This window comes from Microbacterium sp. Leaf159 (assembly GCF_001423615.1).
Taxonomy (GTDB): domain Bacteria; phylum Actinomycetota; class Actinomycetes; order Actinomycetales; family Microbacteriaceae; genus Microbacterium.
In genome coordinates, this window is the sequence record NZ_LMOU01000001.1 from 2,859,566 (window position 1) to 2,865,742 (window position 6,177).

Consider the following 6,177-nt stretch of genomic DNA (forward strand, 5'->3'; position numbering starts at 1 on the left):
CGATGATGCAGGTGAGGGTCAGCGGAGCGGTCCAGCCCCACTCGGCTCCCCGCGAGACGAACAGCAGGATGCCGGTGAGGCCGATCGCGAGACCGATCGCGCCGAGCACGTCGAGGCGGCCGGGGGAGCGCAACACGTCTTCGGGGATCACGAGGAGCACGAGCGCGAGGCCGATCACGCCGAGACCCGCGGCGAGCCAGAACAGCCAGTGCCAGTCGGCGTTCTCGGCGAGGAGGGCGGCCACCGGCATCCCGATCGCACCGCCGACGCCCATCGTGGCGCTCATGAGCGCGACTGCGGTGCCGAGGCGTTCGGGAGGGAGCACGTCGCGCATGATCGCGATCCCGAGAGGAACGACGCCGGTGACGGCGCCCTGAAGCGCTCGGCCGATGATGACGCCCACGATCGAGCCGGAGAGAGCGGCGATCAGGGAACCGACGATGAGCAGCCCGAGCAGAACGATCACCACGCGGCGCTTGCCGTACATGTCACCGAGGCGACCCGAGATCGGGGTCGCGACCGCCGCGACGAGCAGAGTGATCGTGACGACCCAGGTGGTGTCCTCGCGAGATGCGTTCAGGAGGCGGGGCAGCTCGGCCTGCAGCGGCACGACCAGCGTGAACATGAACGACGAGCAGAGCCCGGCGAACGCCAGAACCGCGACGATCGCCCACTTCGGTGGTGTTCGGGAGAGTCTTCTGCGCGCGCGATCTTCGTTCTCTCCCATCGCTTCAGGCTATCGGCGTCCCGGACACCCGAGGCGCGCGCAACCAGAACCGGAACGGCCTTCAGGTGCGCAGCATCCTCAGTGCACGCCCTTCATGAGCCGCAGCACCGGCTTCACGGCGAAGAGCAGGCCGAGGCCGACCACGATCGCGATGCCGCCGAGGATCGAGAAGTACGGCACCTCGTTCTTCGGATCGTAGAACCGCACGAGCCAGCCCGAGATCGCGGTGCCGAGGGCGATCGACAGGAAGAACAGGGCGACCATCTGCGTGTGGAAGACCTTCGGTGCGAGTTTCGTCGTGACCGACAGCCCGACCGGGGAGATCAGCAGCTCGGCGACCGTGAACACGAACAGGATGCCGACGATCGCGAGCAGCGGAGTGGAGTTCGCACCGCCGCCTGCGAACGGCAGGAAGAGCAGGAAGGCTGCGCCCATGATGATCGCGCCGAGGGCGAACTTCACCGGGGTCGACGGCTGGCGGGTTCCGAGGCGCGTCCAGATCGCCGCGAAGACGCCCGACAGGATGATGATGAACACCGGGTTGATCGACTGCACCCAGGAGACCGGCATCTCGAAGCCGAAGATGTTGCGGTCGAGACGCTCGTCCGAATAGACCGTGAGCACGGTGAACTGCTGCTGGTACAGCGACCAGAATGCGACGCTCGTGATGAACAGCGGCAGGAAGCCCCACACGCGCGAGCGCTCGGTGCCGTCGATGCGACGGCTGCTGAGGATCACCGCGAAGTAGGCGACGGCGGCGACGATCGTGCCGATGATCACGATGGTCGACAGGTTGTCGGCCTTGATCACTCCGACGAGCACCAGGACGACGATGAGGGCGATCGCCGCCAGCGCGATGATCGCGACCAGCGGGTAGCGCGAGGAGGGGAGCGGGTTGGGCACACGCCGGGCCTCGTCGGGCAGTGCCTTGCGACCGAACGAGTACTGCACGAGTCCGAGCGTCATTCCGATGGCGGCGAGTCCGAAGCCGTAGTGGAAGCCGAGCGAGGACTGCAGGATGCCGGTCAGGATCGGCCCGAGGAAGGCACCGAGGTTGATGCCGAGGTAGAAGAGCGAGAAGCCGGCATCCCGACGCGTGTCGTCCGCGCTGTAGAGCGTGCCGACCACCGAGGTCGCGTTCGCCTTGAGGCCACCGGAGCCGAGGGCGACCAGCACCAGGCCGACGCCGACGCCCACGAAGCCGGGGAGGAGGGCCAGAGCGACGTGTCCGGCGACGATCACGATCGCGCTGAGGAACAGCACGCGCTCCGAGCCCAGCATCCGGTCGGCGATCCAGGCGCCGAGGATGGTGGAGAGGTAGACCGACCCGCCGTACGCGCCGACGATGCCACCGGCGACGGCCTGGGACAGGCCGAGGCCTCCCTCGCTGACCGAGAAGTAGAGGTAGATGAGCAGGATGCCCTGCATGCCGTAGAAGCTGAAGCGCTCCCACATCTCGACGCCGAAGATGTGGACGAGTGCCCAGGGCTGCCCGAAGAACCGGGTGTCGGACTTCTCGGCGGTCGTATCGCTGGTTGACATCCCTCCACGGTACGCCCGGTCAGCGTGCGCATCCCAGACCATTCGGGTCACGCGATTCCGAAAACAGCGACCGGAGGGGCAGACTGGGGGCGTGCGAACCATCCGTGATCTGGACACCGTTGAACTCATCATCGACGCGCAGGGCCTGCTCGACTCCATCCGGGGTCCCGAGCGCGTGATCGACGCCGGTACTCTGCGCGCTCTGCAGCAGTCCGGCAATTACGTCGTCGGTCTCTTCGACGCCGAGAGCGGCGAAGAGCGGATGGTGGGCGCCTCGATCGCCTTCTTCGGTGCCCCCGGACGCCGGGCGATGCACTCGCACATCACCGCGCTGCTGCCCGAGTACCGCGGGCGCGGCTGGGGCCGGGAGCTCAAAGAGCACCAGCGCCAGTGGGCGTTCTCGCGTGATGTCGGTCGCATCACCTGGACGTTCGACCCGCTCGTCGCCCGCAACGCGCACTTCTTCCTCACCGTTCTCGGTGCACGCGTGACCGGCTACTCGGTGAACCGGTACGGCATCTTCGGCGGTGGGGATGCAGGAGACGAGAGCGACCGGCTCGACGTCGAATGGGCGCTCGCCGACATCGCGAAGACCCCGGAATCCGATCAGGTCGTCGAGACGCTCGAGATCCCGTCCGACATCGAGACGATCCGGGTCGACGACCCGGATGCCGCGCACGAGTGGCGCACCCGCCTTCGCGCGCAGATGGAGGGCCTGCTGAGCAGCGGCCTGACCCTCGCGGGCTTCGACGTCGAGAAGGGCTACCTCTTCACGGCCTGAGGAACCGAGGCCCGGTGCTTCGGGGAAGCGGTCGCGGATAGGATTGATGTGCCCGTGATCACGGGCTTTCCCACCGCCGACCATTGGAGCCACCGTGGCCGAACAGTCCCGTCTTGACAAGGTCATCGCCCTTGCCCGCCACCGCGGGTTCGTCTTCCAGGCGGGTGAGATCTACGGCGGTTCGCGGTCCGCGTGGGACTACGGGCCCCTCGGCACGGAGCTCAAGGAGAACATCCGCCGCCAGTGGTGGCAGACGTTCGTGCGCGGCCGCGGAGACATGGTGGGCCTCGACTCCAGCATCATCCTGCCCAAGCGCGTGTGGGAGGCGTCGGGTCACGTCGCCACCTTCACCGACCCGCTGGTCGAGTGCCTGAGCTGCCACAAGCGCTTCCGTGCCGACAACCTCATCGAGGACTTCGAGGCGCGCAAGGGCCGCAAGGCCGAGAACGGCCTCGCGGACGTGCCCTGCCCGAACTGCGGCACCAAGGGCCAGTACACCGAGCCCAAGTCGTTCTCCGGTCTCGTCAAGACCTACCTGGGTGTCGTAGACGACGAGTCAGGCCTGCACTTCCTGCGCCCCGAGACCGCACAGGGCATCTTCGTGAACTTCTCGAACGTGCTCACCGCCAGCCGCAAGAAGCCGCCGTTCGGCATCGGCCAGGTCGGCAAGGCGTTCCGCAACGAGATCACGCCGGGCAACTTCATCTTCCGCACGCGCGAGTTCGAGCAGATGGAGATCGAGTTCTTCACGCCGCCCGCCGAGGCGCAGGAGTGGTTCGAGCACTGGGTCGAGGCCTGCTGGAACTGGTTCATCGACCTCGGGATCGACCCCGAGAACATGCGTCAGTTCGACGTGCCCGAAGACGACCGCGCGCACTACTCGGCCGGCACGATCGACGTCGAGTACCGCTTCGGCTTCACGGGCAAGGAGTGGGGTGAGCTCATGGGTGTCGCCAACCGCACCGACTACGATCTGTCGAGCCACAGCGAGGCATCGGGCCAGAGCCTGACCTACTTCGACCAGGCTACGGGCGACCGCTACACGCCGTTCGTGATCGAGCCGTCGTTCGGCCTCACCCGTGCCATGATGGCGTTCCTCGTCGACGCGTACCGCGAAGAAGAAGTTCCGAACGCCAAGGGCGGCACCGACGTCCGCACCGTTCTCAAGCTCGACCCGCGTCTCGCGCCGGTGAAGGCCGCCGTGCTGCCGCTGAGCCGCAACGAGCGACTGTCGCCGCTCGCGCGCGAGGTCGCAGACACGCTGCGCAGCTCGTGGGCCGTCGACTTCGACGACGCGGGCGCGATCGGTCGCCGTTACCGTCGACAGGACGAGATCGGCACGCCGTTCTGCGTCACCATCGACTTCGACTCGCTCGACGATCGCGCCGTCACCGTGCGCGACCGCGACACCATGGCGCAGGAGCGTGTCTCGATCGACGAGCTGCACCAGTACCTCGCGGATCGTCTCAAGGGCGCATGACCCCTCAGCTGCCGGATCCCCGTGATCCGGCAGCTGAGCCCCTGTAGGCGGCGACCGAGTTCTTCTAGGCTGACCCCATGATCGAGGACTGGAGCGAGTTCAACGTCGCGATGGCGGGCGCGACGGCGGCTCTCGCCGGTCTCGTGATCGTGGCCGCGAGCGTCAACATCGGCGAGATCGTGAAGTCTCGCACGCTCACCGCGCGGCTGCTCGCGGGCATCGCGGCGCTTCTGCTCGCGCTCGCGGTGTCGGCGCTGGGGCTGGTGCCCGGCATCGACGCGCTCTGGCGCGGCAGTATGACACTCGTGGCAGCTCTGCTCGCGTCGGCGTCCCAGATCCACGCGACCGTGCTCATCGCGCGCGACCCGGATCCGGCCGATCGCGCCAGGCCGCTGAAGTATCTGGTGGGATTCCTGCCTATCGCGGCCTACTTCGTCGCGGGCGTCTTCGTCGTCCTCGGCCATCCGGCTGGACTCTACGTCGCGGCGGCCGGCTGCCTGCTCGCGATCGTGTCAGCGATCGTGGTCTCGTGGGTGGCGCTGGTCGAGGTGCTCCGCTGATAGATCCCGCGACCGGATCAGCCTGACCGGACCAGCCTGACCGGATCAGCCTGTGACGGTGAGCTGGACCTGATCCGTGCCGCCGGCCTCGACCCACGCGAGCGAGCGCTCGAGGATGCCGCGGAGCACGTCGAGATCGATCTGCTCCAGGTCCTTGATGTAGAGACATCCGACGCCGGTCGTGTGCGGGCCGAGCGTCGCGAGCGCGCCTGCGTGGGCGTCGACACCGTCGAACAGGTAGATCGTGGTCGCCGCCTTGCGGGGGGCGAAGCCGAGCAGCCCGCTGTCGCCTTCGGTTCCGGTCGGGTACCGGTAGCGGCAGCTGCCGAACCCGATGATCGTGCCCCAGGTCTGCGGGTCGCGACCGGTGATGTCCTGCATCAGCGCAGTCAGCGTCTCGGCATCCCGACGACGGATCGCGGGGCTGGAACGGGCGATGAGTCCCGCGACGTCATCGCCGGTGGGCTTCATGCCTTGGCCTTCGCCGCGGCCTTCATCGCCTTCTTGTGCTCGCGCACCTTGGTCAGAGACTCCGGTGACACGATGTCCGCGACGCTGCGGTACGAGCCGTCGATGCCGTAGTCGCCTGCGGCCTCGCGCCATCCCTCGCCCGTGAAGCCGTACTGCTTGCCGAGCAGCGCGAGGAAGATCTTGGCCTTCTGCTCGCCGAAACCGGGCAGGGCCTTGAGTCGCTTCAGGACCTCTGCGCCCGACGGGTTCCCGTCGGTCCAGATCGCCGACGCGTCGCCACCCCACTGATCGACGAGATCCTGGCACAGGGTCTGCACGCGGGCGGCCATCGAGCCCGGGAACCGGTGGACAGCCGGTGTCTGCTTGAATGCCTCGAGGAACTCGTCGGGGTCCATGCCGGCGATGGTGGACGCATCCGTGGCTCCGGTGCGCTGCTCGATCTTGAGCGGCCCTGCGAAAGCCGTCTCCATCGGAACCTGCTGATCCAGCAGCATCCCGACCAGAAGCGCGAGCGGGTTGTCGGTGAGCAGAGAGTCAGCGGCGGTGTCTCCGGTGATGTGAAGGGCCATGCCTCCAGTCTGGCATCCCCGGGAGCCCAGTGCCCGGGTCCCTGGGG

7 protein-coding genes are annotated in these 6,177 nt (G+C 67.5%); 3 read left to right on the forward strand and 4 right to left on the reverse strand.

Annotated elements, in window-relative coordinates:
- Nucleotides 1–727: MFS transporter (locus ASF80_RS19440; protein ID WP_414845666.1), on the reverse strand; the 727-nt coding region annotated here is incomplete at its 3' end.
- Nucleotides 728–805: 78 nt separating this feature from the next.
- On the reverse strand, nt 806–2,269 hold the full coding sequence (locus ASF80_RS13550; protein ID WP_056311540.1) for a peptide MFS transporter: 1,464 nt from the start codon (nt 2,267–2,269) through the stop codon (nt 806–808).
- A 91-nt stretch (nt 2,270–2,360) separates the two neighbouring features.
- Here ASF80_RS13550 and ASF80_RS13555 point away from each other — a divergent pair, with 91 nt between their 5' ends.
- From ASF80_RS13555 to ASF80_RS13565, 3 genes are all read left to right on the forward strand, one after another.
- A complete protein-coding gene (locus tag ASF80_RS13555; protein ID WP_056311541.1) occupies nt 2,361–3,050 on the forward strand; it encodes a GNAT family N-acetyltransferase in 690 nt (229 codons plus the stop codon).
- 94 nt (nt 3,051–3,144) lie between these two features.
- Nucleotides 3,145–4,530: a glycine--tRNA ligase gene (locus tag ASF80_RS13560; protein ID WP_056311543.1), complete on the forward strand. Its 1,386-nt coding sequence runs from the start codon at nt 3,145–3,147 to the stop codon at nt 4,528–4,530.
- Nucleotides 4,531–4,607: 77 nt separating this feature from the next.
- Nucleotides 4,608–5,090 carry a hypothetical protein gene (locus tag ASF80_RS13565; protein WP_056311546.1) on the forward strand — a complete coding sequence of 161 codons (483 nt, stop codon included), beginning with the start codon at nt 4,608–4,610 and terminating at the stop codon, nt 5,088–5,090.
- Nucleotides 5,091–5,135: 45 nt separating this feature from the next.
- Here the strand turns inward: ASF80_RS13565 and ASF80_RS13570 are convergent, their stop codons facing one another.
- Nucleotides 5,136–5,561, reverse strand: a complete 426-nt coding sequence (locus ASF80_RS13570; RefSeq protein WP_056311548.1) for a DUF1801 domain-containing protein — start codon at nt 5,559–5,561, stop codon at nt 5,136–5,138.
- Nucleotides 5,558–6,130, reverse strand: coding sequence for an HhH-GPD-type base excision DNA repair protein (locus tag ASF80_RS13575; protein WP_056311550.1), 573 nt, complete (start codon nt 6,128–6,130; stop codon nt 5,558–5,560). Before ASF80_RS13575 ends, ASF80_RS13570 begins: the two co-directional genes overlap by 4 nt.
- Between the last annotated feature and the right edge of the window lie 47 nt (nt 6,131–6,177).